General features: G+C 44.7%; 25 protein-coding genes. 14 read left to right on the top strand and 11 right to left on the bottom strand.

Annotation, left to right across the window (positions count from 1 at the left end):
• Positions 1-276 precede the first annotated feature (276 nt).
• The 4 genes from AB4133_RS02495 (at position 277) to AB4133_RS02480 (ending at position 5,331) form a co-directional block, all read left to right on the top strand.
• Complete coding sequence (locus AB4133_RS02495) at positions 277-1,710, top strand: sodium-dependent transporter (protein ID WP_050543975.1); 1,434 nt, start codon at positions 277-279, stop codon at positions 1,708-1,710.
• 165 nt (positions 1,711-1,875) lie between these two features.
• Positions 1,876-3,492, top strand: coding sequence for a methyl-accepting chemotaxis protein (locus tag AB4133_RS02490; RefSeq protein WP_372223900.1), 1,617 nt, complete (start codon positions 1,876-1,878; stop codon positions 3,490-3,492).
• 178 nt (positions 3,493-3,670) lie between these two features.
• Entirely contained in the window at positions 3,671-4,369 is a 699-nt protein-coding gene (locus AB4133_RS02485) for a TIGR01621 family pseudouridine synthase (RefSeq protein WP_017060318.1), read from the top strand.
• An 8-nt stretch (positions 4,370-4,377) separates the two neighbouring features.
• The gene (locus AB4133_RS02480; RefSeq protein WP_372223899.1) at positions 4,378-5,331 is read left to right on the top strand and encodes a class I SAM-dependent methyltransferase; all 954 of its coding nucleotides are present in this window, start codon (positions 4,378-4,380) and stop codon (positions 5,329-5,331) included.
• Between the two features lie 93 nt (positions 5,332-5,424).
• On the opposite strand, the gene AB4133_RS02475 is transcribed toward AB4133_RS02480, so the two are convergent.
• From AB4133_RS02475 to AB4133_RS02455, 5 genes are all read right to left on the bottom strand, one after another.
• Positions 5,425-6,042, bottom strand: coding sequence for a CDP-alcohol phosphatidyltransferase family protein (locus AB4133_RS02475; RefSeq protein WP_017060320.1), 618 nt, complete (start codon positions 6,040-6,042; stop codon positions 5,425-5,427).
• Positions 6,032-6,682, bottom strand: a complete 651-nt coding sequence (locus AB4133_RS02470) for an ATP-binding cassette domain-containing protein (protein WP_372223897.1) — start codon at positions 6,680-6,682, stop codon at positions 6,032-6,034. The genes AB4133_RS02475 and AB4133_RS02470 overlap by 11 nt, the downstream gene beginning before the upstream one ends.
• The gene (locus AB4133_RS02465; protein ID WP_372223896.1) at positions 6,648-8,348 is read right to left on the bottom strand and encodes an ABC transporter permease; all 1,701 of its coding nucleotides are present in this window, start codon (positions 8,346-8,348) and stop codon (positions 6,648-6,650) included. The genes AB4133_RS02470 and AB4133_RS02465 overlap by 35 nt, the downstream gene beginning before the upstream one ends.
• 5 nt (positions 8,349-8,353) lie before the next feature.
• Positions 8,354-9,520 (bottom strand): ABC transporter substrate-binding protein, encoded by a 1,167-nt coding sequence (locus tag AB4133_RS02460; protein ID WP_017068055.1) that lies wholly within the window; start codon positions 9,518-9,520, stop codon positions 8,354-8,356.
• 428 nt (positions 9,521-9,948) lie between these two features.
• Positions 9,949-10,395 carry an META domain-containing protein gene (locus AB4133_RS02455; protein WP_372223895.1) on the bottom strand — a complete coding sequence of 149 codons (447 nt, stop codon included), beginning with the start codon at positions 10,393-10,395 and terminating at the stop codon, positions 9,949-9,951.
• A gap of 188 nt (positions 10,396-10,583) precedes the next feature.
• On the opposite strand from AB4133_RS02455, the gene AB4133_RS02450 reads away from it, so the two are divergent.
• Entirely contained in the window at positions 10,584-10,847 is a 264-nt protein-coding gene (locus AB4133_RS02450; RefSeq protein WP_017060324.1) for a DUF1289 domain-containing protein, read from the top strand.
• 109 nt (positions 10,848-10,956) lie between these two features.
• Positions 10,957-11,124, top strand: a complete 168-nt coding sequence (locus AB4133_RS02445) for a hypothetical protein (RefSeq protein ID WP_017060325.1) — start codon at positions 10,957-10,959, stop codon at positions 11,122-11,124.
• A 57-nt stretch (positions 11,125-11,181) separates the two neighbouring features.
• Here the strand turns inward: AB4133_RS02445 and AB4133_RS02440 are convergent, their stop codons facing one another.
• The 3 genes from AB4133_RS02440 to AB4133_RS02430 form a co-directional block, all read right to left on the bottom strand.
• Positions 11,182-11,484, bottom strand: a complete 303-nt coding sequence (locus AB4133_RS02440) for a thiamine-binding protein (RefSeq protein ID WP_017065764.1) — start codon at positions 11,482-11,484, stop codon at positions 11,182-11,184.
• A 127-nt stretch (positions 11,485-11,611) separates the two neighbouring features.
• Positions 11,612-11,833 (bottom strand): hypothetical protein, encoded by a 222-nt coding sequence (locus tag AB4133_RS02435; protein WP_017057116.1) that lies wholly within the window; start codon positions 11,831-11,833, stop codon positions 11,612-11,614.
• Positions 11,834-12,086: 253 nt separating this feature from the next.
• Positions 12,087-13,325 (bottom strand): DEAD/DEAH box helicase, encoded by a 1,239-nt coding sequence (locus AB4133_RS02430; RefSeq protein ID WP_017071932.1) that lies wholly within the window; start codon positions 13,323-13,325, stop codon positions 12,087-12,089.
• Positions 13,326-13,534: 209 nt separating this feature from the next.
• Here AB4133_RS02430 and AB4133_RS02425 point away from each other — a divergent pair, with 209 nt between their 5' ends.
• Together AB4133_RS02425 and AB4133_RS02420 are read left to right on the top strand one after the other, a co-directional pair.
• The gene (locus AB4133_RS02425; RefSeq protein ID WP_017060328.1) at positions 13,535-14,161 is read left to right on the top strand and encodes a LysE family translocator; all 627 of its coding nucleotides are present in this window, start codon (positions 13,535-13,537) and stop codon (positions 14,159-14,161) included.
• Between the two features lie 267 nt (positions 14,162-14,428).
• The gene (locus tag AB4133_RS02420; RefSeq protein ID WP_017060329.1) at positions 14,429-14,785 is read left to right on the top strand and encodes a hypothetical protein; all 357 of its coding nucleotides are present in this window, start codon (positions 14,429-14,431) and stop codon (positions 14,783-14,785) included.
• Positions 14,786-14,928: 143 nt separating this feature from the next.
• Here AB4133_RS02420 and AB4133_RS02415 read toward each other — a convergent pair whose 3' ends face one another.
• Together AB4133_RS02415 and AB4133_RS02410 are read right to left on the bottom strand one after the other, a co-directional pair.
• The gene (locus AB4133_RS02415; RefSeq protein ID WP_017060330.1) at positions 14,929-16,053 is read right to left on the bottom strand and encodes a M14-type cytosolic carboxypeptidase; all 1,125 of its coding nucleotides are present in this window, start codon (positions 16,051-16,053) and stop codon (positions 14,929-14,931) included.
• A gap of 135 nt (positions 16,054-16,188) precedes the next feature.
• A complete protein-coding gene (locus AB4133_RS02410) occupies positions 16,189-16,464 on the bottom strand; it encodes a nitrogenase-stabilizing/protective protein NifW (protein WP_017060331.1) in 276 nt (91 codons plus the stop codon).
• 307 nt (positions 16,465-16,771) lie between these two features.
• Between AB4133_RS02410 and AB4133_RS02405 the strand changes: the two genes are divergently transcribed.
• From AB4133_RS02405 to AB4133_RS02395, 3 genes are all read left to right on the top strand, one after another.
• Entirely contained in the window at positions 16,772-17,866 is a 1,095-nt protein-coding gene (locus AB4133_RS02405; protein ID WP_017060332.1) for a NapC/NirT family cytochrome c, read from the top strand.
• Between the two features lie 22 nt (positions 17,867-17,888).
• Entirely contained in the window at positions 17,889-20,336 is a 2,448-nt protein-coding gene (locus AB4133_RS02400; protein ID WP_017071931.1) for a molybdopterin guanine dinucleotide-containing S/N-oxide reductase, read from the top strand.
• Between the two features lie 141 nt (positions 20,337-20,477).
• Complete coding sequence (locus AB4133_RS02395) at positions 20,478-20,690, top strand: TIGR02450 family Trp-rich protein (RefSeq protein ID WP_017068050.1); 213 nt, start codon at positions 20,478-20,480, stop codon at positions 20,688-20,690.
• Between the two features lie 40 nt (positions 20,691-20,730).
• On the opposite strand, the gene AB4133_RS02390 is transcribed toward AB4133_RS02395, so the two are convergent.
• Positions 20,731-21,468, bottom strand: coding sequence for an HAD-IIB family hydrolase (locus tag AB4133_RS02390; protein WP_017068049.1), 738 nt, complete (start codon positions 21,466-21,468; stop codon positions 20,731-20,733).
• 639 nt (positions 21,469-22,107) lie between these two features.
• On the opposite strand from AB4133_RS02390, the gene proV reads away from it, so the two are divergent.
• From proV to proX, 3 genes are read left to right on the top strand one after another with little or no spacing between them, the layout of a single operon-like run.
• Positions 22,108-23,295, top strand: a complete 1,188-nt coding sequence (gene proV, locus AB4133_RS02385; RefSeq protein ID WP_372223894.1) for a glycine betaine/L-proline ABC transporter ATP-binding protein ProV — start codon at positions 22,108-22,110, stop codon at positions 23,293-23,295.
• A 3-nt stretch (positions 23,296-23,298) separates the two neighbouring features.
• On the top strand, positions 23,299-24,393 hold the full coding sequence (gene proW / locus AB4133_RS02380; protein ID WP_004734649.1) for a glycine betaine/L-proline ABC transporter permease ProW: 1,095 nt from the start codon (positions 23,299-23,301) through the stop codon (positions 24,391-24,393).
• Positions 24,386-25,393, top strand: coding sequence for a glycine betaine/L-proline ABC transporter substrate-binding protein ProX (gene proX / locus AB4133_RS02375; RefSeq protein WP_004734648.1), 1,008 nt, complete (start codon positions 24,386-24,388; stop codon positions 25,391-25,393). Before proW ends, proX begins: the two co-directional genes overlap by 8 nt.
• The last annotated feature ends 183 nt before the right edge of the window (positions 25,394-25,576 follow it).

The following is a 25,576-nucleotide window of genomic DNA, read 5'->3' as shown; positions in this document are numbered from 1 at the left end:
AAAGATGTAAATAGGTTAAAGTTGTTAAGTTTTGGTCAACTTAAGAAGAAAACGATTGTTTTGTATGAAAAGTCGGCATTTAACCATAAAAATTTACATCTTTAACGAAATTTGTACGGTATGCTCTTCCAATTTTATTCTTAAACTGGTTTACTTGCTAGACAACGAGCGTCAATCAAATTTTTTAGGTGTGTAAATTTATTTATACACCTTCCTTTTAAAGACGCCACCCAAAGCAAAACACAACATCACATAACACAAAAGTTTGGAGTACACGTGGCTACTAGTAATACAACCACAACACCCCGCGATACCTGGGGTTCGAAGTTAGGATTCGTAATGGCTGCAGCAGGTTCTGCTGTTGGCTTAGGTAACATTTGGAAATTCCCATACACAGCAGGCGAAAGTGGCGGTGGTGCATTCGTTGCCATTTACCTGTTTTTTGTAATTTTTATTGGTTTCAGTGTCATGCTGACTGAATTTGCGATTGGCCGTCATACGCAAAAATCAGCAGTAGGTGCATTTAAAACAACTGACCGTCGTTGGACGTTCGCTGGCGTTATCGGCGTATTCAGTGGTCTACTTATCATGGGTTTCTACCCAGTAGTAGGCGGTTGGTCAATCGCATACATCGGTAAAATTGCAGGTGGTCTTCTAGACGCACCAGAAGCAATTGGTGATAGCTTTGGTGGCTTTATCTCAAACCCAGTTCAACCACTAATGTGGATGGGCTTATACCTACTACTTAACGTTGTTATCGTTATGAAAGGTATCTCTGGTGGTATTGAGAAAGCAGGTAAGATCCTGATGCCGCTTCTTTTCATTATCCTTATTGTAGTATCAATCAAAGGCATTATGCTTCCGGGCGCGATGGCTGGTCTTGAGTTCCTATTCAGTCCTGACTTCTCTAAAGTAGACAGCAATGTAATCCTAGCCGCTCTAGGTCAAGCATTCTTCTCTCTAAGTCTTGGTATGGGTTGTATGATGACATACGGTTCTTACCTTAAGAAGAAAGAGAACCTAGTTCAGACAACAGCAATGGTAACCGCAATGGATACTGGTGTTGCTATTCTAGCTGGTGTTGCAATGTTCCCTGCAATGTTCGCGTTTGGTATGGAACCTGCAGCGGGCCCTGGTTTAGTATTCGTTGTTGTTCCTCAGCTATTCGCTGAAATGGGCGGCGTAATCGGTCTTCTATTTGCTCTTATGTTCTTCGTTGGTTTGAGTGTTGCGGCACTAACATCTTCAGTATCTCTACTTGAAGTTGTGGTTTCTTACCTAATCGATGAGAAAGGCATGAAGCGTGTAACAGCGGTACTGTCTGCAAGTGTTGTAATGGCGATTCTATGTATCTTCGCTTCTCTATCACTTGGCGGCTTCGGTCCAACACTGTTTGATACTGGCGCGTTCGACATTTTCGACCTACTAACGGATAAGATTTTCCTAGCGGTTGGCGGTATGTTGGTATGTATCTTCGCTGGTTGGAGACTAAACCGTGCAGACCTAGAGAAAGAAATCACTAACGACGGTGAAGTCTCTTTCCCACTATTTGGTCTATGGTACACACTAGTTAAGTACATCATCCCTGTAGCTATCGCAATCGTTGCGTTCATGGGTATCTCTTCTGGCTTCGATAGCGGTAAAGGTGCAATCATGCTACTAGGTATTGGTATCATTGCTGGTTTTGCGCTGATTTCTAAGAAGTTCTAATCGCAAGATAAAGTAATTTGATAAACGGGAGCTCATTAGCTCCCGTTTTTTATGTCTGGAACTTAATTATCTAAGAAAAATAACCATTGAAGGTATCCGTCTGATAGCCGATATAAATGGAACGAATAGCTGTTAGAGCTATATTTTGATTTAGGTAGGTGTTGTTTGAAATTGTCAGTGAGAAAGAAACTGTATGCCGGTTTTGGCTCTATATTGGCGGTGCTTGTCACGTTAGTCGGTATTGTATGGATGGAAGTTATTGGCGCTCATAAGAGCGCCGATGAGATTAGATTAGATGATGTACCGGGTACCGTTACCTACCTTGTTTTGATCGATGAAGCTGGAGATGTCTATCGAGATGCTCTGGGTGCAATCACTCTGGTCGATAATGCACTCAATGATTATCGAACCAACAAGAACGAATTTGCTCAAGCTATCGAGCAGGCTAAGTGTTTGGAGAGTAGAGGTTCGGAAGACCACCGCCGTATTCAGCGAATTGAAGACCTGATGGGGCGTTTCACTCAAGAGTTTGAATCAAAGCTTGTGCCGAAGATCAATGATGAAGCTGCGCTACTAGCCAATATTCAACAGCTACGATCTTTGTATGAGAGCAATCTTATCCCTATTGAGAACTTACTGGATCAAGCGTCAGCAAGTGAGCGCGCAGATACAGAACAGTCACTACTGACACTAACCGACACGTTTACTACCATCGAGCGCACCATCATGGTGTTGTCTGCTATTGCGATTGTCTTTGGTTGTGTGATTGCGTATCTATTGTCTAGCTCTATTACCAATCGTCTTACTCGTGTAGAACAAGTAGCACGACGTGTAGCAAATGGTGATTTAACCGCAGGTGACATTACCGATGAGTCTGGTGATGAACTGGCTGATCTTGCTAGTTCGATTAACCAGATGCAGAAGTCGTTAGTGGACTTATTAGGTTCTATCTCTTCTGTGACCCATGAAGTTCAATCTGTTACGGGCGAACTATCTTCTATTAGTCAAGACATCGTAACGGGCGCTTCTGCTCAAGCTGATAAGGCCAACTTAATTGCAACGGCTGCTGAAGAGTTAAGCTTGACCATTTCAGAAGTGGCGCAGCAGGGCACGTCTACTTATGAAGAAGCACGTCGCTCAGAAACCTCTGCAGAAGATGGCCGCAACGTGATTGTTGAGATGGTGGCGAGTATTCAACAAGTGTCGACTCAAATGAGCGATATGTCGTTGCAAATGAATACTCTAGGTTCTCACGGTGAGCAGATTGGTAGCGTTATCAAGGTAATCGAAGACATTGCTGAGCAAACTAACCTGTTAGCTCTTAACGCTGCAATTGAAGCGGCACGTGCAGGCGAATTTGGGCGTGGGTTTGCTGTAGTTGCTGATGAAGTGAGAGCGTTGGCTGAGAGAACAACCAAAGCGACACAAGAAGTATCGGGCATTATTCAATCAATTCAATCTGGTACGCAAGAAGCCGTTACTTACACGCAGGATAACTGTCGGTTAGTTGAGATTGGCGTAGAGAAAAGTTCAGGTGCGGTTTCAGCATTGGAAGCGATTGTTAGCGGAGCGGGCAATGTACAAAGCATGGTCAACTCTATTGCTACTGCAGCAGAAGAGCAGACAGCTGTAACCAAAGAAATTGCAGCGGACATTACGGCAATCAGTGATATCTCTGAGCAATCTTTGCAACTGGCGACTCGAAGCTCTGAAAACACATCAGGCTTGAACGCTAAGGTTGCTGAGCTAGAAGCATTAGTCGGTAAGTTTAAACTGGCGTAAAGCGGTGACTTGGTTCTATTTGCCGTGTGGTAATCGAGTAAAGACCAAGCACTGATTGCTAGTTGTTGAAAAGAAGCCCAATGATTCAATGTTTATTGAGTGAGTTGGGCTTTTTCGTAGCTGGAATCTGGGTTCAGACGCGGTATACTCCACGTTCTACAATGGAGCTAGCCTTTACATGTTCGATATTCTTCTGAACCACTCTGATTTTTTACTTATCAATAAGCATCCTGGAGTCAGCGTCCACAAAGACGATGGCGATACCATGTTGCTTCAAGAAGTTGCTAAGGCAATTAATGAGCCTAAGCTGTATCTCGTTCATCGACTAGATAAAATGACTTCGGGCATTCTGCTGCTGGCAAAAAATGCGTCGGCGGCGAGCGAGCTTTCACAGCTATTTGCAAAGCGTGAAGTAGAAAAATACTACCTTGCGATTGGCTCTAAGAAGCCAAAGAAAAAGCAAGGTTTGATCTCAGGAGACATGGAGCGTTCACGACGCTCAAGTTGGAAACTTCTGACATCCAAAGAGAACCCTGCGATTACTCAGTTTTTATCAGCAACGGCTGAACCCGGTGAGCGTCTGCTGTTATGCAAACCCTATACAGGGCGAACTCACCAGATCCGTGTCGCGATGAAGTCGATCGGCTCAGCCATTGTTGGTGACCCTATTTATAATCCATCGAGTGAGGCTGACAGAGGTTATCTACATGCCTTCGCGATTCGATTTGCCTATCAATCACAAGCCTACGAATATGTCTGCGACCCAAGGAGCTTAAACTCTTTGGGTGAGAAGTGGCATCAGGAAACCGTGTCGAACGGTTTGGACAGTTGGCTTGAACCTTGGTCATTAACTTGGCCAAAGCTAAACACTAAGTGAGTGAAATAATGGAAGCATCAGCTTTACCTCTGTTTTTTAGTCATATTGAACAGCAACTTAATGAAGTACCAAACGAACTACGCCGTATTTTCCACGGGCGTGGTAAGTTTTGGCCTGGTCTAGAGCAATTGACATGTGACTGGGTTGATGGACAGCTATTGGTTAACGTGTTTAAAGAAGTAGACGACGAATTCTTGTCATCTCTAAAAGCTGGATTGGTTCAACTCACCAACAAAGATATCTGGCAATCAAAGCAGGGCACAAGCATTGTTCTGCAACACCGTTATGCTGATGGCGCGCCTTCAGAGGTTCTATGGGGCGAGTTGAATGATTCTCCGGTTGTGGTTGAGCATGGTCTTAAGTACCAATTAGACATTGGCCGTAATCAGAACTTCGGTTTGTTCCTAGACATGCGTAATGGTCGTCAGTGGGTACAAGATAATGCTCAGGATAAGAACGTTCTTAACCTGTTCGCATACACTTGTGGTTTCTCTGTCGCGGCTATCGCTGGTGGTGCTCGTCAATGTATGAACGTGGACATGTCACGTGGCTCGTTGAATAAAGGCCGCGATAACCACCGTCTGAATGAACACGATATGCGCTCGGTTAACTTCCTTGGCTACGATATCTTTAAGTCGTGGGGGAAAATCAAGAAGGGCGGTCCTTACGAGCTCGTTATCATCGATCCACCTTCGTTCCAAAAAGGCAGCTTTGCTCTAACCAAAGATTACAAAAAAATCTTACGTCGTTTGCCTGAACTTCTAACTGAAGGCGGTGAAGTGATTGCGTGTGTGAACTCACCAGCAGTATCACCAAACTTCCTGATTGAGACGATGGCAGAAGAAGCACCAAGCGTTGAGTTCATTGAGCGTCTGGACAACCCGCCTGAGTTTGTCGATGTCGACCTTGATTCAAGCCTAAAGGTATTGAGGTTTAAAATCACGGCTTCAGCTGAAGCTTGATGTCATGATTTAGCGGGCATTATCCATACTAATATAGAAAACGCCGCTCACAATGAGCGGCGTTTTTATAGATGCAAGAAACTAACTCATTTATTAACTAGCTTGGTTTTTTAGTGTCTGAAAACCAAAATAAATACGCATGAACGTGGTTAGCCAACAAGCTGCACCAAAGGTGTAAGCGATAACCGCAAAGTGTTGAGGCCAAATACAAAACGCGATGAAACAAGCGATGGTTTCAGTGCCTTCGGTTAGCCCTGACATGTAGTACAGAGACTTATGCTTATAGACTGGGTTTTCAATGCCTCGCTTGCCTGCCATAACCGCAAACGCTAAAAAGCTGCTGCCTGTGCCGATAAAAGAGAAGATCAAAAATGCACCGGCAATGGCGTTGTGTTCTGGGTTGGCAATGACAAATCCAAAAGGGATCAGCGAGTAGAATAGGAAATCTAGGCTGATATCGAGGAAACCGCCCGCATCACTAATGCCTTGGATTCGAGCCAAGGCTCCATCAAGCCCATCACATACTCTATTAAACACAATGAAGCCTAACGCCCACTCATATTGTTGAAATGCCAACGCTGGAAACGCTAAACACCCAATCAGAAATCCGAATAACGTGGTTTGATTGGCCGTGATACCCAATTGGTTTAGTAACTTAGCAGACTGATTTAATGGCCACTTAATGACCTTAATGGAGTACTTATCCAGCATGGTTACTTCTCCATGGCCAAGACAGTACTTCTGCCCCTTGAGGTACATCGGCTTTGTCGTGCGTGACCATTAATGTAGGGATATTCGCTTTGGTCAGCTGTTCGAAGACCCAATCGCGAAATTGTGCTCTGAGCTCTTGGTCTAACTTACTGAACGGTTCGTCAAGCAGGGCGAGTTTAGGCTTGGCTAACAACATACGAGTCAAGCTTATTCTTGCGCGTTGACCGCCGGATATTTGATCCGGGAAAGATTCAGCTAAGTGAGTTAGCTCTATGTCTTTTAGTGCAGCCATTGCTTGTTTTTGGCGAGCGGAACCTTTAACAGAGTTCGGTAACGAAAAGGCCAAGTTTTCCCATACTTTGAGGTGCGGAAACAACAAGTCATCTTGAAACAAAATACCGACTTCACGCTGATGTGATGGAAGCTCGTCGAGCTGAATATTGTTCAACACAACGGTGCCAGAGTACGAAAAATCTTCACTTAAGTGACCAGCAATCGCATCCAGTAAGGTCGACTTTCCGCAGCCACTCGGCCCCATCAAAGCCAGTATTTGGCCAGATTCTAATGTGACGTTTAGCGCTGAGAACAGCGAATCTCCATCGGTTTTACGGATGGCGAGGTCGTTGAGGTACAGACTCATTACTTAGGAAACCTTTAAAAGTAAGACGGCGATATCTCAGTTGAAGTCGGCTGACTAATATCGCTAAAGAGAAAAAGAACAGAGGCAATAGGGCCTGCCAAATGGCATAGATTGCTGTCACCCTGCGGTCGAAACCACTGGTAAGTGCAACGGCTTCTGTGGTGATCGTGCTAATACGGCCCGCGCCGAGCATTAATGTTGGAAGGTATTGGGCCAAACTCACGCTGATCCCGACCGCCCAAGCAAAGGCAATCGCAGGAAGCAAGATTGGTAGTTTGATCGAATACCAACTCTGAAATGGCGATTTACCTAGGCTCAGCGAGGCTTTAATCAACCCATCATTGAAGCTTTTCCACGGGCCATCCAAAGACAGATACACAAACGGGAAAGCAAAGAAAACATGCGCCCAAATCACCCAGAACTCATAGGCACTACTGCCGATGTAGAGGGTCGTGACTTGCATACCAAACAACACTGAAAGCTGTGGTATTAGCATTGGAATAGCGATAATGAAGCCCGGAACTTGCCACTTGTATTTGATTCTGTATTCGTGAGCAACCAGCGCAAGCAACAAAGCGATTGAAGCAGCAATCAGACCAATCCATAAGCTTTGACCAACGGTGCTCATGATGCCTTCCCACTCGAACTCCCAGAAGCGCGTGCTGTAGCGGCTCGGCAGTAAATCAGGGAAGCGCCAACGCTGAGCAACGCTCCAAATTACCATTAAAGGAATGATCAGCAGTGAAAGGCTAGCAAGGACAGTGAATACCGTTTTCCCCGGAAGGTTTGCCCCTGTTCTTCCGGAATACTGCCAAGTTCGAAAGTACTTAAGAACCGCCCATTCAACTAAACGCGCCAAGGCGATGATCAACGAAGCTAAACCAAACAAAACGATGGCACCAGCAGCAGCTCGCGGAAGTAGGTTAAGATCCGGATCGTTGAACCATTGCCATACCAAAACGGCAAAGGTCGGCGGGTTGGTTGGGCCTATGATCAAAGCAATATCGACAACCGAGACACTGTAAGCGAGTACCGCCAGCATTGGGAAACGAAGCTTAGTAAACCATTGTGGGAAAATACATTTCCACCAGATCTGAGCGCGGCTGTAACCGAGCGATGCACTGACCTTGGTGATACGCTCTACATCAATTTGCTGAAGTATCGAAATGCTCATCAGCAATAAGAAGGGGACTTCTTTGAGTGCGAGCATAATAATTAAGCCGAACGCGTATGGGTCTTTCACCAATAACGCCAATTCAGAGCTGGTAGCCGATTCGCCGAGCAAGTGATGTACCGCTCTTGCGCCAAGCCCCGTTGGACTAAACAGAAAAGCAAAGCCGATAGCGAAAGCTACATGTGGAATGGCAAGCATTGGCGATAGCGTAAACTCAATCTTTCTCCAAAACTTGTTTCCCCAAGAGGCTTGAAGAATACAAAAGGTCAGGAAGCAGGCTATATAGCTGCTTGCAATTGCTGAACCTAGGCTTAAGCCAATAGAGTGCCAAGCCCCTTCCCATTGAAAGACTTGGCTAAAACCGTTGAGTGTCGGCTCCTCTAAACCAAGGGGCGGGATGAAACTCAGTGACGAAGCCATGACTCCCGCTACCCCAGGAATGGTCGGGATAATGCATACAGCTATAACAACAAAATATAGAGCGCGTAGCATGAAGACTAGTTACCGTATCGCTTAAGCCACTCTTTCTCGAGCGCGTTTTGCCAGCTAGGGTGTGGTTCATCAACCGATTTAAATTGCTGGGTGTTTTTAGCGCTGCCAGTGAGGTACTTGCTGCTCAGAACCGAAGGATCGCCCCAAACATTGAGGTCCCCCTTGCGAGACTGTGCTTCAGGGCTCAGTAAGAAGTTAATGGTCACTTGAGCACCCGCGGTTGCATTGGCGTTCCAAGGAATCGCAAGGAAGTGAATGTTAGATAGAGCGCCGCTTTCTAGAGCATAAGCCTTAGTGGTTTCGGCTAAGCGACCACTGGCTTGTGCTGAATAAACAGAGTTTGGATTAAACGTAATCGCGAGATCGATCTGTCCGTCATCCAGAAGTTGGATGCTTTCCGATGTGCCTGCTGGGAACTGCTTTCCACCGCGCCACGCCACTTTATGGAATTTATCTAAGTAAGCCCACAGTGGTGCCGTTACTTCTTGGAAGTTGTCTTCTGAAACCGGCTGAGCCAGCGCAGGGTTATTGTTTGTTAGTTCAATCAGTAGTGACTTAATGAAGCTCGTGCCATGAAACTCTGGTGGGCGAGGGTAGCTTAAGCGGTTCGGGAAAGCCTGAGCGTAGCTTAACATCTCAGAGAATGATTGTGGCGGGTTGTGAAGTGTTTCTTGGTCATGAATGAACACCAGTTGTCCCACGCCCCACGGTGCTTCTAAGCCTTCTGTCGGCTCTGAGAAATCGACATCAATTGGCAGAGACTTATCGACATACTGCCAATTTGGAAGTGATTCCGTAAATGGCCCAAACAATAGCGCGTTGTCTTTCATCGAACGGAAGTTCTCGCCATTAATCCAGACGATATCGACGCTGCCTTCACTGTTCTTTCCTGCCGCTTTTTCAGCAAGCAGTCGAGTGGTGGTTTCCGCAATATCGGTCACTTTCACATGCTTTAACGTGACACCGTAGTCACTTTGTAATTTCTTGCCTGCCCACTGTAGGTAACGATTGATCTCTTGGCTTCCGCCCCAAGCGTGAAAGTAGACAGTTTCTCCCTCTGCCTGCTGTTCTATTTGGTTCCAGCTGTCGATGGATGTTGCTTCATCAGCATAAATGGTTGCGCTGTATGCAACGGTTGCCATGATTCCTAACGTACTTACTATATTGTTCATAAACTTTTCCATTTGGTAGTGAACGGGCAAGAGCATTGTATTTTCAAACGACCTAGGGCGTGTTGACCCTTCGTGGTTAACGAAAGATCAACATGCCCTAATAGTTATTCTATCTGTTTCTGAAATAAATTCTAATTCAACAGTAAATTCAATCAATTACTTGAGAACAAGCAGGGAGTTCTCGGTTGAGTTTTGTTCGATCTGTAATCACCTCGAAAACTCGACAGACTCTAGGCTTTTGCCATCCTAGCAACAGACCGCTGAACCGTTGAATTTATTGCATCTAAATGAGAGATTTTTGAGGTTTATTGGAGGCTGGTACGAAAAGTCGGCGATGAGTGTCAATTTTGAAGAAGTAGTGAGGGCAAGCTGACAATAAAAAAGGAGCCATCAGGCTCCTTTAATCAGTATTTGGTTTCGATGACGGATTAGTTTACCCAGTCACGAATTGTGTACGTTAGCGTGTGTACATCGTTTTTCAGTACTAGCGTATAGTTTGTTAGCGTTACGTCGCTCCACTCGCTTAGAGTAGCAGAAACCGATTGTTCGATTTCCATCGCAGAGCCGTGACACATTTTCATTGTCATGCCCATTTGCTTGATACGGAATTGACCGTCTTTCAGCTCGCCTTGACCGAAGAAGTTGTTACAACCAGCCATGCCGTTTGCAGTCATCTTTTCGCCGATCTCTAGACGAGGAGCTGCTTGGTCTTCGCTTTTCACAATGTCCTTGCCATCAATTTGCGCAAGTTCCCAATTATGGTGCTGTAGATCGGTTGGTGTTACTTGCATCGCGTTGTCACCTGTTGTTGTGCATGCTGCTAGCATCATAGGTAAAGCGGCTACTGCTAGTAATTTTTTTGAACTAAACTTCATATTATAAGGCTCCAAAGGAAAGAACGAAGTTACCGGATAAGTGTAACTTGATGGGTTCAAAGTATAGTTTACAAAACACTATATGTGTCAGTATAAGGTCATAGTTTAGTATGGATTTCATGAGCCAGGCGACAAATTAATCGCTTATTTTTGAGAGAGTAAGCGTAATTTTGAATGTGTAAGGAGGCATGGTGGAGCAGTTAGAGTTTTTCCAAGTTCCAAGCCCTTGCGTTGGGGTTTGTTCAAGCGATGACAAAGGCTATTGCAACGGTTGTATGCGCAAGAGAGAAGAGCGCTTTAATTGGATGTCGATGACACCGTCAGAACAATTGCACGTGATAAAGCTGTGTCGTCAGCGCTATAGAAGAAAAATAATGAATCAAAAAAACTTGATTGGTAAGCAGGTCGATGAAGAGGGAAATACCAGTCCCCAAAGAGATCTTTTTGGCTAAAGAGGAAGTATTTAGATTTTATTTAACTCCGAAGTAACTATTACTTTACATAATGGTTGGGGTGTAATATTAAAGTAGGTACCTTTGTACCTGAAGGAGTGGTGTCGGTATGAATAAAAAGAACGTAAAAATCAAAAAAGAGCCAGTCAAAGCACTTGACCGAAAACCGATCGGGGCAAAAGATGACCCTGAAGAGACTCCGCGTGATTGGCATTCGATGTCAGAAGAAGAACGAATGGAAATCCTTTCTCACCTCTCAGACATGCCTTTCCAATAACACCACTGGTTCTTCAGAGCCTTTCTTAAAGCTCAGTTTTCAGAAACAAAAATGTGATTAAACAAACATGTGATTCGCTTTCGTTACACCACGATGGTACGTGCAAAATGTATCATCGGCCTCGGTGGTTTTACTGTGAATCTTAATGTTTGTGATCACTTCTACCGCCCCTGCATCGTAGCAAGCTTGTTCTGCTTTTTTAACGATATCGAGTAATTGGTTGAGTTCACCTTTCATCGTAGTTTCCATCGCACCGACTTGGAAAGGCACATCGGCAGCTTTCACAACTTCAATGGCTTTATCAACCACTTCGAAGTTGTTGCCTTCTTTAACGCGAGGTATCACTTGGAAGGCAACCATCACTTCTTTTTCTCTTTTTAACTCAGACACTTTCTGCTTACTCTAGGATAGGGAATTGTTGCAGATGATAGGTTAATTCGGAGACGAATTCTACAGCGATTATGCTGGTTGGATTACTCTCTTTGTCCTACTTGTTACCCCAGTGGTCACTTACCCAACCACCTATGTGCTCATCAAAATGACTGCCACTGAACCTCTGGTTGCGTTCAACCGAAGTATCACAATCATCTTTATTATCTATTAGGGTTTGTATGTAGTTTGCCATCGGGTCATTGGAACGTTGACGATCTCGGCGAGTTGCCACTTCCTTAATCAGTTGTAATCGATATGTAGAGCTAGCACGTTTCATTTCAATGACCTCCTGTTGTAGACACTAATAGAAAAATCTAGTTGCTAGATATAGGGGCGTCAACGTGATTTAAGAGTATTTTTTTTGAGCAACCAAGAATCAATACGTTGGCATCATAATTCACAAAAGTGTCATTTAAGTTGGCAACTTTAGGGAAGTTTTTGGGTGTGAATTTGTATTTTGTTGCATATAAAAAAGCCCAGTACAAACTGAGCTGACCATTCTATTTCTGGTTACTTAGAGTTATTTCTGGTTACTTAGAGCTATTTGGTTTGCTTTTAAATTGCTTAATGCTTTTCTTTTTAGCTGTTCTTCGATTGGCCATTTTATCTTTAGGTGGACGCTTGCGAGCGGTCGTTTCAGATGCAGGTTTGTCGGTAACCGGGAAACCCTCTAATGGTTGCAGCACTAACGGCTTATTGGTCAAGGTGCGAATCGCATTGAGGTAGTCAGTTTCGCTGTGGCTAACCAGAGAGACCGCGCAGCCAGTACTTCCTGCTCTTGCTGTACGACCAACGCGGTGTACGTAAGTTGCTGAGTGAGAAGGTAATTCGAAGTTAATTACGACAGGTAATTGATCAATATGAATGCCTCTAGCCATCACGTCTGTCGCGATAAGCACACGAGTCTCGCCATTTTTGAAACTTTCTAATGCTTGCTCTCGTTCTTCTTGGCTCTTATTTCCATGTAACGCACTCACACTGATTTTGGCTTTATTCAATCGTTTGGTTAATGCATCGGCATTGTCTTTTGCGCCAATAAATACCAATACTTGCGGCCATGTGTGTTGATTGAGTAGTGCGATGAGCGCTTGAGCTTTACTGCCTTTGTTCACTAAATACAGGGTTTCTTCAATAGCCGCGACCACGCTGTTTTCTTGATGTGTCGTGACCTTAACTGGATTTGAAAGAAGCTCTTCAGCCTGACCTACTAATTCGGGCGGAAGTGTCGCAGAGAACAACAGTGACTGACGTTTGCTCGGTAGTGCTGAAGTAATCGCTTGAATATCTGGCCAAAATCCCATGTCGATCAGGCGGTCGGCTTCATCAAGAACCAATGATGAACACCGAGCTATATCCAGTTCATCACTTTTGATTAAAGCAAGTAGGCGGCCCGGTGTGGCGATGGCTAATTGTGGTTTAGTCGATAATTGTTGCTGTTGATCATCAGTATTTACGCCGCCCGTTAGCGTTACCAATTTGATATTGAGCGTTGTCGCGATCGGTTCTAAAGATTTGGTCACTTGAGATGCAAGTTCACGGGTTGGAACAATGATCAGTGCTTGCAGTTCATTCACATCTTGGTTGATGTTATTCAGTAAAGGTAAGCCGAACGCCAATGTTTTACCGCTGCCCGTTTGAGCCAATGCGAGTACGTCTTTCCCCGCAATAATGGTAGGAATTACCGCTTGCTGTATCTCTGTCGGCTTATTGAATTGAGATGAGAGCGCGGAGACGGTTTTTGCGTTAAGGGTTAGGCTATCAAATGACATAAATGAACCAAGTATCAAAAAGGAGGTGGAGTCTATCAGGGCTACAAATGTTAGAGAATCAGTTTTGTATGTTAGACGATAAACACATTCATTATACGCGCGAATTATGTCTGTTAGCTATACGCGATAATTAAGCTTTTATCATATTGTAATGGCACTGAATGGACGTACAATGTCCGCCCTAAAAATGTTCATGAAATGAGATCGAAATGAGTTGGGACAGTATCTGGCTGTTTATCGTTATCGTGTTTTTTATTGCCATTATCCCGGGCCCAAATGCGCTGTTGGTATTAAGCACAGCCTTAACTCAAAGGAAGCTGTTCGCATTTGTGAACGTGTTGGGCGTGTCATGTGGTTTCTTTTTTCATGCCTTTATCTCGGCTAACGGCATAAGCTTATTACTGTCGAACACTCCCATGGCCTTTGAAGGGCTAAAGTGGGCTGGGGTTTTGTATCTTGTCTGGCTTGGGTATAACCATTTTCGTGCGGCGCTGCGCGCTCAAGAGGGCGTGCTCTCTGTGGTCAGTGCATCGGGAAGTAAGCTTTATAAGCAATTTTTCAAAGGGCTTCTCACTAATCTACTGAATCCTAAAATTGTCCTGTTTTATCTTTCTATATTCCCTCAATTTGTTTCAACAGATGCGATTGTGACAGACAGTTTGATACTTGGTGCAATTCAAGCGTCAGTGGTGTCGATGTGGTTCTTAGTTGTGATCTTAATGGCGGATACCTTTAAGCGCTTGTTAGTTCAAAAGCGCACCTCGCAAATGATGAACATTGTGTGTGGGATTCTATTCGTGGGCTTCAGCATTCAGTTGGCATTGTTTCAGCTTTAGGGTGCGATGCGAAGAATTGGTTTTTTAGCTATTGGTTCAGTTCATTTCCGGCTTAGTTCTCGTTTCCATCTTAGTTTTCATTTCCGATTCAGTTCTCATTTTTTACTGAATGCTAAGCAATCAGTGTTTCTCTGTATAAATCTCTAAAGCATTAGCTCGGGAAGTCGATATAATTATTAGCTATCAATTTGGTGAATGTGTTTATTTGAGACCAATTGAAGCTACAGCCTATTGCTTGACCGAAATAACAGAGACAGGGAGTCACCAATGCGTGAAGATTCATTCACCCAGAAACGCAAATATTACCGCTTAAAGTACCCTCAAAAGGCTCGTCCGGTGATGCGAATTAAGGATGAGCTTTTTCATGTCAGCGAAGTTTCTGAAAAGGGTGTACGCCTGATGATGCGTAACATCATTCCGGTTTATCGTGGCTTTTCAATGGCCGGCACCTTGAGGTTGCATGACAACAACAGTATCGATATTAGCGGTGCTGTATTGCGACAAGAAGGTGACGAAGTGATCGTTCAGTTATCACAAGGTCCGAGCTTCAAAGATATGGTGTCTGAACAACGCCACATTAGGCAAAGATACCCAGTGTTTTTTGCTAGCCTCAGAGTGGCATAGAAAGCTTTTAAAGTTAGATTCACTCATCCAAGCCGATATTAAAAAGCCCAGCACTTTCACAAGTGCTGGGCTTTGTTCTATCTATAGCCCAGATTCTTATAAACCAAAGGCGATACAGGTAAAGCTAATGAGCTTAGTTCGCCTTATAGCTCGTCTACTGTAGCCCAAACTGCGGCTAGCATATCGTGACCAAACGCGACACTTCGTTCTGGAGACCAGCCGTAAAGTTCGTCAGCGTGACTGATGTGATCTTTAAATGGCATCTCGACGGTGTAAGCCAAACACTTGAATTGCTCACCAATCCAGTTTGTGCCAACTGTCATGTTTGCTTTGCCTGGTTCGTCTTTATCGTAACCAAATTCATCTTGGAACTCTGGCGTGATAGTGAGCAGTGCTTGCTTGAAGTGGCTCTCTAGCTTCGCGATGCGCTCGTTGTAAGAAGGTGTGCCTTCGCTACCTGCTACAAAGTTATATGGAATCGCTTCGTCGCCGTGAATATCTAGACACAGGTCAACGCCCGTTTCCAGCATACGCTCGCGAACAAGGAATACCTCTGGGCTGCGTTCCATAGAAGGTGATTGCCATTCGCGGTTCAGGTTTACGCCAATCGCGTTAGTACGCAGGTGACCGCGGATGCTGCCATCTGGGTTCATGTTTGGTACAACTCTGAACACAACGCTGTCTAGAAGAGAGCGACCAACCGTATCTGTTTCATCAAGTAGGCGTTGTAGCAGGCCTTCGATCAGCCATTCAGCCATCGTCTCGCCAGGGTGTTGGCGACCAATAACCCAGATGTTTTTCTTCTCTTCACTTGGCTCGCCGATGGTTAGCAAAGTGATGTCGTTGTTGTCTAGCGTCTGACCTAGAGTTTCAAGCTTACAAGCAGGGTGCGTTTGAGCATTGTGCAGAAGATCTTGGTGACGATCGTATGAGTACGGCGCGAAGTACGCGAAGTACATTGAATCGTGTTCAGGGATGATATCGAAGCTTAATGTATCGCCATCGAACTGAGATGGGATACGGAACCACTCTTCACGGTCATACGATGCAACTACATCGTAATCTTTCCAGCCTTCAGGGTAGGCAGATGTTGCCAATTGACCGATTTCAAAGTGGTGAGATTGTTGAGCTTCACTTTCTAAGCGGAAGTGAAACCACTGAGAGATTTCAGTTTGGTAGTCTGCTGGGATCGTCAGTTGAATGTTTTGTGGTGAATCTGCAGAAACGACGTGAATGTTGCCGCTTTCGAAATTGCTGAAAATTTTCATTGTAGTTTTTATCTCGTAGTTGAGTTGCCGTAAGACTAGCACACTTTTTTTCGAGCAAACCACTAACTAAATCGTAATGAGATGTTATTTCAACTATCTACTTTTTAGTTCTCTACTTTGAGCAGTACTTCCTATCTATCGACGCTGACAAGTTGTACACCCACGACAGGCTGAACGTGTGTGGCGATCTAACTTGCTGCGTTGAACCTTACAATAAGCGTTTTTCAGCGCTCTTCTTCCTGAGAACCAATCATCGGGTTTTGACAGGATCAGATAACCATTAAAGCGTTTCATAAGCTCGACTCTATTTTGGTTGATGAACTTGCTATCAAACCCAATTTCGAAGTAATCAAGCGCTTGTTCAATCGAGGTGAAACTCGCCATTTTTTGTTGGAATTCTGTTTGGTTCATTGAGTGAGGAGTTTATGAAAAATAGATAGCCAATATTGTAATAGATTTACAATTTACTTCTTTGACTTAGAAAGCCGTTTTGTCTCGTTGATGTTGGATTAATCAATAATGAATATTTAACCGCTGCTTCTTATTTGGTGGGTGATTGTATCTGGTGGGGAATAATTTCGTGAAGTGGCCTTGGGTTCTCATAAAGGTTCAATTTTTGTTCCTCAGAATGCGATTTATGATCCAAATCAAACTGATCTACCCCTAAAGTACTATTCTGATCTTAATTGTAACCAATTGTTGAAGATGATTAAGAATTATGACAATAAAAAAACGTTATATCGCACTAATAGCGGCGGTTGGTATAGGTATTGGCTGGTTAACCTTAGGGGGAACTGCAGCCGTTATGCACTATACATCGAGCACTGAGTTTTGTGTTTCTTGCCACACAATGGAAGCACCCCACAAAGAATACCAAGGTTCTGTACACTTCAGTAACGCAAAAGGCATTCGAGCTGAATGTGCCGATTGCCACATTCCAACTGATCCGATTGACTACGTGATCACCAAAGTAAGAGCGTCCAAAGACATCTACCACGAATTTATTTCAGGTAAGATAGACACGCCTGAGAAATATGAAGCACACCGTGAAGAGATGGCTGAGACAGTTTGGGCTCAATTCCGCGAGAATGACTCAGCGACTTGTCGCTCTTGTCACGAATTCGATGCAATGGAAGAGTTCGAGCAATCTCGTGATGCAGCAAAAATGCATGCTTATGGTCGTGAAAATAACCAAACGTGTATCGATTGTCACAAAGGCGTTGCACATTTTGCTCCTGAAGCTCAGCTAGATAGCAAAGCGTTCGATACCCTGATCGCATTTACGAAAAACACGCCAGCAGATGCGAAAGTGGTTTACCCAGTAACCGATATCGCAATGGGTGACTTCGGCAGTGTAAACCCAACAGCAGAACTGCAAGTGGTTAAGGCTGAAGGCGACAACCGTACTGTGACTTTGAATGCATTCCAAATGAAAGGTGCAGAGCAAGTGCTTTACTTCGGTGAAGGCCAACGTGCAATCGTTGCGACATTGACAGACAAAGGTCAAGAAGCACTGACTACTGGTGACTATAAAGCAGATGCTTATGGTAACGAGTGGCGTTCAGTTGCGCTAACGGGTGATATCACTTCTCCAGTTGTCGATAAACTAGACCCAATCTGGTCTTACGCAGAAGAGTTGGACAACGTTTACTGTGCAACGTGTCACGCGAAAATTCCTTCAAACCACTTCACTGTGAATGCTTGGGGGCCTGTTGCGAAAAGTATGGGCGACCGTACAGACATTTCTGAGCAAAACCTTGAGCTGCTGACTAAGTACTTCCAAAACCACGCGAAAGACGTTGTTGGTCACTAAAGAGAATTAGAAGGATAAAATTATGACTAATATGACACGTCGTGGATTTATGAAAGGCACAGGTATTACAGCTGGTGCGTTGGCATTCACATCTTTGACGCCGATGAGCGCAATTGCTTCGGACAAACGTGGTTCTGGTGTTCTAACATCAGGTCGTATGGGACCAATGCTGTGTGAAGTGAAAGATGGCAAGTTAGTGTCGACGACGAATGCACTGGCACAAACGGTTCCAAATAGCCTGCAGACCACAGGCCCTGATCAAGTACACACCAAAGCGCGTGTTAAGTACCCTATGGTTCGTAAAGGCTACTTGGCTAACCCATCTGCACCTGAAGGTGTACGTGGTAGTGATGAATTTGTTCGTATCTCTTGGGATGAAGTGTACAAATTGATTCACCAACAACACTCACGTATTCGTCAAGAGCACGGTGCGGAATCTGTATTCGCAGGCTCTTATGGCTGGCGTTCAAGTGGTGTTCTGCACAAAGCGCAAACGCTTCTACAACGTTACATGAGCATGGCTGGTGGTTACTCTGGTCACTTAGGTGATTACTCAACAGGTGCTGCGCAAGTTATCATGCCGCACGTTGTGGGTTCGATTGAGGTGTATGAACAGCAGACGACTTACCCAGTTATCCTTGAGCACAGTGATGTGGTGGTACTTTGGGGCCTAAACCCAATTAACACCTTGAAGATCGCTTGGAGCTCAACCGACTGTGCAGGTCTTGAGTTCTTCCACCAGTTGAAGAAGTCGGGCAAGACAGTGATTGCGATTGACCCAATGCGCTCTGAGACTATCGAGTTTTTTGGTGACAACGCAGAGTGGATTGCTCCTCACCCAATGACTGACGTAGCCATGATGATGGGTATCGCACACACGTTAGTGAAACAGGGCAAGCACGATAAAGAATTCTTGGGTAAATACACAACAGGTTACGACGTATTCGAAGCTTACTTGATGGGTAAGGAAGACGGCGTAGAAAAATCTGCTGAGTGGGCGTCTGAGATCTGTGGTGTGCCAGTGAAGCAGCTTGAGCTACTTGCGGATATCTTCAGTAAGAACCGTACTATGCTGATGTCTGGCTGGGGTATGCAGCGTCAACAATACGGTGAACAACGTCACTGGATGTTGGTTACGCTAGCGACAATGCTAGGTCAAGTTGGCTTGCCTGGTGGTGGTTTCGGTCTTTCTTACCACTACTCAAACGGTGGTAACCCTGCTCGTGATGCAGGCGTACTTCCTGCGATTTCAGCGTCACTTGGCGGTGGTTCTTCGGCGGGTAACGATTGGGCTGTTTCAGGATCTGTGAACGCATTCCCTGTAGCGCGTATTGTTGAAGCGCTAGAAAACCCGGGTTCAAGCTACCATCACAATGGTCACAACCTAACGTTCCCAGAGATCAAAATGATCTGGTGGGCAGGCGGTGCGAACTTTACTCACCACCAAGATACCAACCGCTTGATCAAAGCTTGGCAAAAGCCTGAGCTGATTGTTATCTCAGAACCTTACTGGACAGCAGCAGCTAAGCACGCGGATATTGTTCTGCCAATTACTACATCGTTTGAACGTAATGATATGACGATGACGGGTGACTACAGTAACCAACACTTAGTGCCAATGAAGAAAGTGGTTGAGCCACAAGGTGAAGCTCGTAACGATTTCGATGTATTTGCGGACATGTCTGAGTTACTTGCTCCGGGTGGTCGTGATGTGTACACCGAAGGCAAGACCGAGATGGAATGGCTGTATGGTTTCTACAAAACCGCACAGCAAGGTGGTCGTGGTCAGCGTATCGTAATGCCTAACTTCAGCAAGTTCTGGGAAGATAATCAGTTGATCGAGATGAAGTGGAACGAGAAGAACGCACAGTTTGTTCGTTACGCTGATTTTCGTGAGAACCCAATCATGAACCCACTAGGTACACCAAGTGGCAAGTTCGAGATATTCTCAAGAACCATTGAAGGTTACCAACTAGATGATTGCCCTGCACACCCAACTTGGTTAGAACCAACAGAGTACACAGGCAACGCTAAAGATGGCGAACTGCAACTGATGACAGCGCACGCCGCGCACCGTCTGCATAGCCAGTTCAACTACGCGAAGATCCGCGAAGAGTATGCGATTGCAGACCGTGAGCCGATTTCAATTCACCCTGAAGATGCGAAAGCTCGAGGCATTAAAACGGGTGACTTGGTTCGTGCACATAATGGTCGTGGACAAGTATTGGTGGGTGCATTAGTGACGGATGGCATCAAACAAGGCTCTGTATGTATCCATGAAGGCGGTTGGCCTGATTTAGATAAAGAGACAGGCCTATGTAAAAACGGTGGCTGTAACGTGCTTACGTTAGATATCCCGACTTCTCGTTTGGCGAATGGCTGTGCTGCAAACTCTGCGCTTGTGAAGATTGAAAAATACACAGGTCCAGTATTAGAACTCACGGCATTTGATCCACCTAAAAACGGCTAATCTTTAACAAGTAATAGCTAACTGAATGAAGCCAGCCTAATCGCTGGCTTTTTTTGATCCTTTTCTTGCGACGAAGACTATTACTCAGTGTCGGCTAGACAATCCATAATAATCAATGACATCTAAGCGAGAAATAAACTCATGAATCGAATCAATCCAAAGAAACTACTTCGCAGTAAATGGACGGCCGTTAGCCCTGTAAAGAAAGAAAAACACTTTATGGTCACAGAGGTAGAGTTTGAAGAAGGGGAGGTTATTCGTTGTTTGATAGAAGCGGTGATGACCAAACGAGAGGAAGACATCAACTGGCGGGATCTCACCGACAAGGATCATTGGCTTCCCGGTTGGAAATAAGGATAGCAAGTAGGGAGCAGTCGGTCACCTCTACTTATTTCTAATTACCCGCTGCTGCACGCCCTTGCCAGTATTTAAGGCCTTCTAAGACACCCTCAGCATGTGTTGCTCTACTCGTGTATACGTTGTCTCTATCCGATAGGTGAGCAACCTCTGGGTAATGGTTAGCAACCAGTATCGAGTTTACGCCTTCAATGGTGAGCATTGAGGTGTCGTTAGCTGAGTCACCTGCGACGCACACTTCTGCAACGCTCAAATCGTGTTGTTCGAGTAGGTGGTGAATCGCAGTCGCCTTGTTAACGCCTTTTGGTGTGATATCTAAGTACCAATCATGAGAGTAAGTCAGGTGAACATCTAATCCGTGCATCTCCAAGCTAGATTCAATCAGTTCGTGTTGAGGCTCTGAAAGCTTTCCTTCAAAGGTGATCTTGTAATCGCCTTGATGGTTTTCTATGCGCTCACCCATAAAATCAAGGGGGGCGAGAGCCGTCTCTACCCTTGATTTGTTCCAAGAAGCTTCCAGTTGGTTATGCCAAACATGGTCTGGTTTTTGGGAATGAACATGATGAATTTTGGTGCCCACATCGCTAATAATACTGTGTGGCTTCGGGTAGTTATCCGATTCTAAACCCATTCGAATCGAAGGTAATGTTCTTCCTGTCGCGATGATAAAGCGAATATCAGGTTGTTCTGTGAGGTAATCAAATAGCTGGTTAACACCGTGAGATGAGCCTCCATCAAGCGTACCGTCAAAGTCACACACCAACATTTTTATCATTCGAATTCCTTGTCTTTTTCTCTATTTCGTCACGGGAAAATGCTTATTTCTTTTATAAAGAATGGCTCAGCAATGAGCACTCTACAAGTTGAAGTTCAGCTTAGATAATCACCAATTGACAGTTTGCAGCAAGTATCACAGTTGGTGTGACGTATTAAAATTCTTGGTTGAAAAGGTTGATTTCAACTCGCTGACTTTAGCCGGTTGACCTTTGGTTTTTAGGTAGAGATTGAGAGTTGATCTTATATTTTTTACCGAGCGAACTTTCGCCTCGGAAGCATCATGAAAGCTTAATAAATAGTTCGTACTCGAATTATTTGTGCACGAACTAATTATGGCTTTTGTTGGTTCATTCAGCCTATTAATCACTCTAATGTAAAATTAATATTCAATAATCTACGACTACGTAATACATAATATTGGCCGTACGCTTATCTAATTTATCCCTCTTATTATCAGTGGCTTGCTTTGTTTTTGCTTATTTTTGGTCTTGTTGTTGCTGGTCTGGTTTCAGTCTGTTGCCTTGTTTTACCGAACGAAGAACCTTGATTTACACGCGTCAATTACTTAGAGTGCTAATTGTTTTTCGGGTTTAAATAACCAATTTAAGTTTAAATAACTGATAAAGGATTAGATTACATGGATCCCATACTGGAAGTTAAGGGACTGTACAAGGTGTTTGGTGAAGACACCGCCCGTGCTTTTACAATGATTAATGAAGGCGCAAATAAAGATAAAGTTTTCGAAGAAACAGGGCTAACGATCGGCGTTAACGATGTTTCTCTTAGTATTCAAGAAGGCGAGATTTTCGTCATAATGGGACTGTCAGGATCTGGCAAATCAACCCTAGTACGCCTTCTTAACCGCTTGATCGAACCTACCAAAGGCAATGTGCTTCTTCGAGGCAAAGACATTGCCCACATCTCAGAAGATGAACTCCGCGAAGTTCGCCGCAACAACATCTCCATGGTTTTCCAAAATTTCGCTTTGATGCCGCATATGACGGTTATCGAGAATGCCGCGTTTGGTCTAGAGCTTGCGGGTGTTGAAGTTGAACAACGAAAGCAATCAGCACTTGAAGCACTTGAGCGCGTAGGCCTTGGCGCATACTCAGAATCGTACCCAGATGAATTGTCTGGCGGTATGAAACAACGTGTTGGTCTAGCGCGAGCCTTGGCATGTGACCCAGATATCCTGTTAATGGACGAAGCGTTCTCGGCACTCGATCCTTTGATTCGTACTGAAATGCAAGATGAACTGATTCGTCTTCAAAATGACGATAAACGAACGATTGTATTCATCTCTCATGATTTGGATGAAGCGATGAGAATCGGTGACCGTATTGCCATTATGCAAAACGGTGAAGTGGTTCAAGTGGGCACACCAGACGAAATTCTTAACAACCCAGCGAACGACTATGTCGAAGCCTTTTTCCGTGGTGTAAATGTCGCAAGCGTACTTACTGTGAAAGACATTGCGCGTAAGAAACCGGCTGCGGTATTTAAAAAGTCAGAACACGACGGCCCAGCTTCCGCTCTGCAAATCCTAATGGATAACGACCGTGAATACGGCATCGTTGTTGAGAAGAGCAGCCTTTACTCCGGCATTGTTTCTATCGACTCTCTTCGTAAAGCTCACAAAGAGAACAAATCATTAGTGAGCGCGCAGCTCGATGATGGATTAACGCTAAACCCTGATTTACCAATCAATGACGTGCTTGGCCTTGTTGGTGGTGTGCCTTACTCGGTTCCTGTTGTGGATGAGCAAGGTAATTACTTTGGCGTGGTAACTAAGTCACGTTTGCTACAAACATTGGATAAGGGGTAGATCATGTCGTCTGAACAAACAAATAATGACCCATGGTCACAGTCTGCTCCTGCCGCTCAGCCATCAAGTGATCCTTGGGGTCAAGCCGCTGACACTTCACCATCGGCAGATTGGCTAAGCAGTGAAACCGTAGAAACCATTCCTTTTGATCCTCTTAATCCTTTTGCAGAAGCCGTTCTGCCTGTTGATACTTGGGTTGAGTCTGGATTGAATTGGCTAGTTGAACACGGACGACCATTGTTTCAAGCAATTCGTGTACCTATCGATTTCATTCTAAGTTCATTTGAAACGGCATTGGTGTCTACGCCAGCCCCATTTATGCTCATCATTTTGTTCTTGGTGGCATGGCAGTTTTCAAACCTGAAACTGGGTGTTGCTACGGCAGTATCTCTTACTATGATTGGTTTGATTGGCGCTTGGTCTGAAGCGATGACCACGCTTTCACTGGTGATGACATCTGTATTCTTCTGCCTGTTGATCGGTTTACCTATGGGGATATGGCTCGCCCGAAGTAACACGGCGGCTAAATTCGTTCGCCCAATTCTGGACGCTATGCAAACAACGCCAGCCTTCGTTTACTTAGTACCCATCGTAATGTTGTTTGGTATCGGTAACGTTCCAGGTGTGGTGGTGACCATTATATTCGCACTGCCACCGGTGGTACGTTTAACCATTCTGGGTATTCAGCAAGTACCGGAAGATTTGATCGAAGCGGGTCATTCATTCGGTGCAAGCAAAAAGCAGATGCTTTACCGAATTCAACTGCCACTTGCATTACCAACCATTATGGCGGGCGTGAACCAAACACTGATGTTGTCGCTATCTATGGTGGTTATCGCATCAATGATCGCGGTAGGTGGTTTAGGTCAAATGGTACTGAGAGGTATCGGCCGTCTAGATATGGGACTGGCCGCTGTTGGTGGTCTCGGCATCGTTATTCTAGCAATCCTGCTTGACCGCATTACTCAAGTTCTCGGGGTAAATGCAGGTAATACAAAATTACGCTGGTACCACATGGGCCCTGTTTCTCTTGTGCTCAATGCGATAAATCGCGGTAACAAATCAGAACTACAATTAAGGAAAAACACCAATGAATAATTCATGGAAGAGCAAACTTGCAGTTAGCATCGTTTCTACATTAGCAGTATCAACGAACGTGTGGGCAGCAAGCTTACCGGGTGAAGGTGTATCAGTTCAGCCAGTTCAATCGTCTGTAGCGGAAGAAACATTCCAAACGTTGATTGTTAACCGCGCCCTTGAAGAGCTTGGCTACGACGTGAAATCTACGCAAGAAGTGGACTACAACGTAGGTTACACCTCTATCGCAAAAGGTGACGCGACGTTCCTAACCGTAGGTTGGTTCCCGCTTCATGCTGATAAATACAAAATGGCGGGCGGCGATGACAAATTCTACCGTGAAGGCCAATATGTAAGCGGTGCCGCTCAAGGTTACCTAATTGATAAGAAAACGGCTGAAAAATACAACATCACTAACATTGGTCAACTGACGGATCCGAAAATCGCGAAGCTGTTTGATGCTGACGGTGATGGCAAAGCAGACCTTACAGGCTGTAACCCAGGTTGGGGTTGTGAGATGGTGATTGAACATCAACTTTCAGCGTTCAAACTGGACGATACGGTAACTCACAACCAAGGTAACTACGCTGCAATCATTGCAGATACAATTTCTCGTTACCAAAAGGGTGAATCAATCCTTTACTACACGTGGACACCTTACTGGGTAAGTGGCGTATTGGTGCCTAACGAAGATGTAGTTTGGTTAGAAGTTCCTTTCTCAGCACTTCCTGGCGAGCGTTCGAACGTGGATACGACGCTATCTAACGGCAAAAACTACGGCTTCGAAATGAACTCAATGCGCATTATTGCGAATAAAGAGTTTGCTAAGAACAACCCATCAGCAGCGAAGCTTTTTGAAATCATCAAACTTAACATCAATGATGTAAGCGCTCAGAACATGATGATGAGTAAAGGTAAGAACAGCTCTGCTGATATCGAAGCGCACGTAAACGGTTGGATCAAAGCGAACCAAAGCACGTTCGATGGTTGGATTACAGAAGCGAAGAAAGCAGCACTGTAACTTTGACTTGTATTTGTTCTGTCTTACCAGACACTTTGATTTGAAATGATGAGCGTGTTGAGTGATTGTGTAGAGTCACTCAATCACCTTCAAACCAAGTGAAAGGGCGACAAGAGTGAACATTATAAAGCCAGCAGTCCATTTGGATTGCTGGCTTTTTGTTTTCTGTTTCTATTTTTGAGC

Origin of the sequence: Vibrio sp. 10N.286.52.F8, from assembly GCF_041468745.1 — a bacterium.
GTDB classification, from domain to species: domain Bacteria; phylum Pseudomonadota; class Gammaproteobacteria; order Enterobacterales; family Vibrionaceae; genus Vibrio; species Vibrio crassostreae_C.
This window is presented reverse-complemented; position numbering and strand designations above follow the sequence as displayed.

Bases quoted from the DNA above. Each gene is read 5' to 3' on its own strand.
- proW (WP_004734649.1), top strand. From the start codon at position 23,299: ATGTCGTCTGAACAAACAAATAATGACCCATGGTCACAGTCTGCTCCT.
- AB4133_RS02445 (WP_017060325.1), top strand. From the start codon at position 10,957: ATGAATAAAAAGAACGTAAAAATCAAAAAAGAGCCAGTCAAAGCACTT.
- AB4133_RS02450 (WP_017060324.1), top strand. From the start codon at position 10,584: ATGGTGGAGCAGTTAGAGTTTTTCCAAGTTCCAAGCCCTTGCGTTGGG.
- AB4133_RS02460 (WP_017068055.1), bottom strand. From the start codon at position 9,520: ATGAACAATATAGTAAGTACGTTAGGAATCATGGCAACCGTTGCATAC.
- AB4133_RS02420 (WP_017060329.1), top strand. From the start codon at position 14,429: ATGCGTGAAGATTCATTCACCCAGAAACGCAAATATTACCGCTTAAAG.
- AB4133_RS02435 (WP_017057116.1), bottom strand. From the start codon at position 11,833: ATGAAACGTGCTAGCTCTACATATCGATTACAACTGATTAAGGAAGTG.
- AB4133_RS02455 (WP_372223895.1), bottom strand. From the start codon at position 10,395: ATGAAGTTTAGTTCAAAAAAATTACTAGCAGTAGCCGCTTTACCTATG.
- AB4133_RS02430 (WP_017071932.1), bottom strand. From the start codon at position 13,325: ATGTCATTTGATAGCCTAACCCTTAACGCAAAAACCGTCTCCGCGCTC.
- AB4133_RS02425 (WP_017060328.1), top strand. From the start codon at position 13,535: ATGAGTTGGGACAGTATCTGGCTGTTTATCGTTATCGTGTTTTTTATT.
- AB4133_RS02390 (WP_017068049.1), bottom strand. From the start codon at position 21,468: ATGATAAAAATGTTGGTGTGTGACTTTGACGGTACGCTTGATGGAGGC.
- AB4133_RS02415 (WP_017060330.1), bottom strand. From the start codon at position 16,053: ATGAAAATTTTCAGCAATTTCGAAAGCGGCAACATTCACGTCGTTTCT.
- AB4133_RS02470 (WP_372223897.1), bottom strand. From the start codon at position 6,682: ATGAGTCTGTACCTCAACGACCTCGCCATCCGTAAAACCGATGGAGAT.
- AB4133_RS02400 (WP_017071931.1), top strand. From the start codon at position 17,889: ATGACTAATATGACACGTCGTGGATTTATGAAAGGCACAGGTATTACA.
- AB4133_RS02440 (WP_017065764.1), bottom strand. From the start codon at position 11,484: ATGGTTGCCTTCCAAGTGATACCTCGCGTTAAAGAAGGCAACAACTTC.
- AB4133_RS02405 (WP_017060332.1), top strand. From the start codon at position 16,772: ATGACAATAAAAAAACGTTATATCGCACTAATAGCGGCGGTTGGTATA.
- AB4133_RS02475 (WP_017060320.1), bottom strand. From the start codon at position 6,042: ATGCTGGATAAGTACTCCATTAAGGTCATTAAGTGGCCATTAAATCAG.
- AB4133_RS02485 (WP_017060318.1), top strand. From the start codon at position 3,671: ATGTTCGATATTCTTCTGAACCACTCTGATTTTTTACTTATCAATAAG.
- AB4133_RS02465 (WP_372223896.1), bottom strand. From the start codon at position 8,348: ATGCTACGCGCTCTATATTTTGTTGTTATAGCTGTATGCATTATCCCG.
- proX (WP_004734648.1), top strand. From the start codon at position 24,386: ATGAATAATTCATGGAAGAGCAAACTTGCAGTTAGCATCGTTTCTACA.
- AB4133_RS02395 (WP_017068050.1), top strand. From the start codon at position 20,478: ATGAATCGAATCAATCCAAAGAAACTACTTCGCAGTAAATGGACGGCC.
- proV (WP_372223894.1), top strand. From the start codon at position 22,108: ATGGATCCCATACTGGAAGTTAAGGGACTGTACAAGGTGTTTGGTGAA.
- AB4133_RS02410 (WP_017060331.1), bottom strand. From the start codon at position 16,464: ATGAACCAAACAGAATTCCAACAAAAAATGGCGAGTTTCACCTCGATT.
- AB4133_RS02480 (WP_372223899.1), top strand. From the start codon at position 4,378: ATGGAAGCATCAGCTTTACCTCTGTTTTTTAGTCATATTGAACAGCAA.